Origin of the sequence: Variovorax ginsengisoli (genome assembly GCF_030486595.1) — a bacterium.
Taxonomy (GTDB): domain Bacteria; phylum Pseudomonadota; class Gammaproteobacteria; order Burkholderiales; family Burkholderiaceae_C; genus Variovorax; species Variovorax ginsengisoli_B.
In genome coordinates this window covers 1-1,606 of record NZ_JAUJZH010000080.1, presented here as the reverse complement: position 1 = coordinate 1,606, position 1,606 = coordinate 1, and the positions used below count along the sequence as shown (strand labels likewise).

The window sequence follows — 1,606 nt, the reverse complement described above, 5'->3', positions numbered from 1 at the left end:
TAGACAGAATGGCTTGAGCCGTTGAGGCGGCCCGTCTCCGGGACTACCGTGGGTTGCGCACCGTGGGTGCGCCGAGCCACAACGCTGCACCCCGAAGGGCGGACAGCGTGTCAACGAGCAAGGAGACGGGCCATGAGTCAATCTACCACCCCCGCGGCCACTGTGTACGTCGGCCTGGACGTCCACAAGGACAGCATCGACATCGCCCTGGCCGAGGCCGGGCGTGACGGCGAGGTCCGCCATCTGGGCGCCGTAGCCGGCGGCGTCAATGCCGTCAGCAAGGCCCTGCGCCGCCTGGTCAGCCAGGGCCATTGCGTGCATGTGGTCTACGAAGCGGGCCCCTGCGGCTTCGTGCTGCAGCGCCACCTCACCGCAATGGGCTACCACTGCGAGGTGGTGGCGCCCTCATCCATCCCCAAGCGTTCGGGCGACCGGGTGAAGACCGACCGCCGCGATGCGTTGATGCTTGCGCGCCTGGCGCGCGCGGGCGAACTCAGTGCCGTGCGCGTGCCGGACGCCGTGGACGAGGCGCTGCGCGACCTGGTGCGCGCCCGCGAGGATGCCGTGCGCGAGCAGCGCAACGCACGCCACCGCCTGAAGGCGCTGCTGTTGCGCAGCGGCGTGGTGTACGCGGGCAAGAGCGCCTGGACGGCGGCGCATCTGCGCTGGCTGGCCAGCCTGGCGCTGCCGCACGCCGCCCAGCAGATCGCCTTCCAGGAGTACCTGCACGCGGTGAGCGAGTCGGGGGCGCGCATCGCACGCCTGGAGCAGTCGCTGCGCGATGCGCTGGCGGGCTGGTCGCTGGCACCGGTGGTGGCCGCGCTGCAGGCGCTGCGCGGCGTGCAACTCATCGCCGCGATCACGCTGGTGGCCGAGATCCAGGACTTCCACCGCTTCGCCAACCCGCGCCAGTTGATGTCCTATCTGGGCCTGGTGCCCAGCGAGGACTCCAGCGGCCAGCGGCGCCGTCAGGGTGCCATCACCAAGGCCGGCAACTCGGCGGCGCGGCGCATGCTGGTGGAGGTGGCGCACCAGTACCGCTACCCGGCGCGGGTCAGTGCGCTGATCGCTAGGCGCCAGTCGGAGTTGCCCAAGGCCGTGACCGACATCGCCTGGACGGCGCAGTTGCGGTTGTGCGCACGCTTCAGGCGGCTGGCCGCGCGGCACGTGCCACACAACAAGATCGTCGTGGCCATTGCGCGCGAACTCTCGGGCTTCGTGTGGGCCATCGCGTGCGAGGTGACGCCGCCAGCGGCTGCCTCGAGGTGATGACATGAACGCACCACCAGACCACCAGGGGGAGGCGCCTATCGAACAACCTCTTTGAGGCCGGATCGGGAACGCGGCGCAGCCACGGCCACAGGGGAATCCTCGGGGGGGCTATTGCGCAGCCACGCAAGTGACCAATCGCAGACCCTAGAAAGCAGGCAGCCCCGCGACGAATACATGAACTGTCGGTAGCCAATCCACGCATATCAGCATGATCAACCGTCGCTCACGCACCCGGCTCCGTCGCGTTCCCTATCCGGCATTCGCGAAAGATTCTGAAATCCGGCCCCCGGAGAGAGCGGCTCGCCCTCTTGACAGGATCAAGCCATATCAGCCC

The 1,606-nt window shown here is 68.9% G+C and carries 1 protein-coding gene; it reads left to right on the top strand.

The annotated features are described in order from the left end of the window. The first annotated feature begins 132 nt into the window (after positions 1 to 132). Positions 133 to 1,269 (top strand): IS110 family RNA-guided transposase, encoded by a 1,137-nt coding sequence (locus QZH52_RS38550; RefSeq protein WP_301816537.1) that lies wholly within the window; start codon positions 133 to 135, stop codon positions 1,267 to 1,269. Positions 1,270 to 1,606 lie beyond the last annotated feature (337 nt).

Coding starts and splice junctions, on each gene's coding strand:
- QZH52_RS38550 (WP_301816537.1), top strand. CDS start 133: ATGAGTCAATCTACCACCCCCGCGGCCACTGTGTACGTCGGCCTGGAC.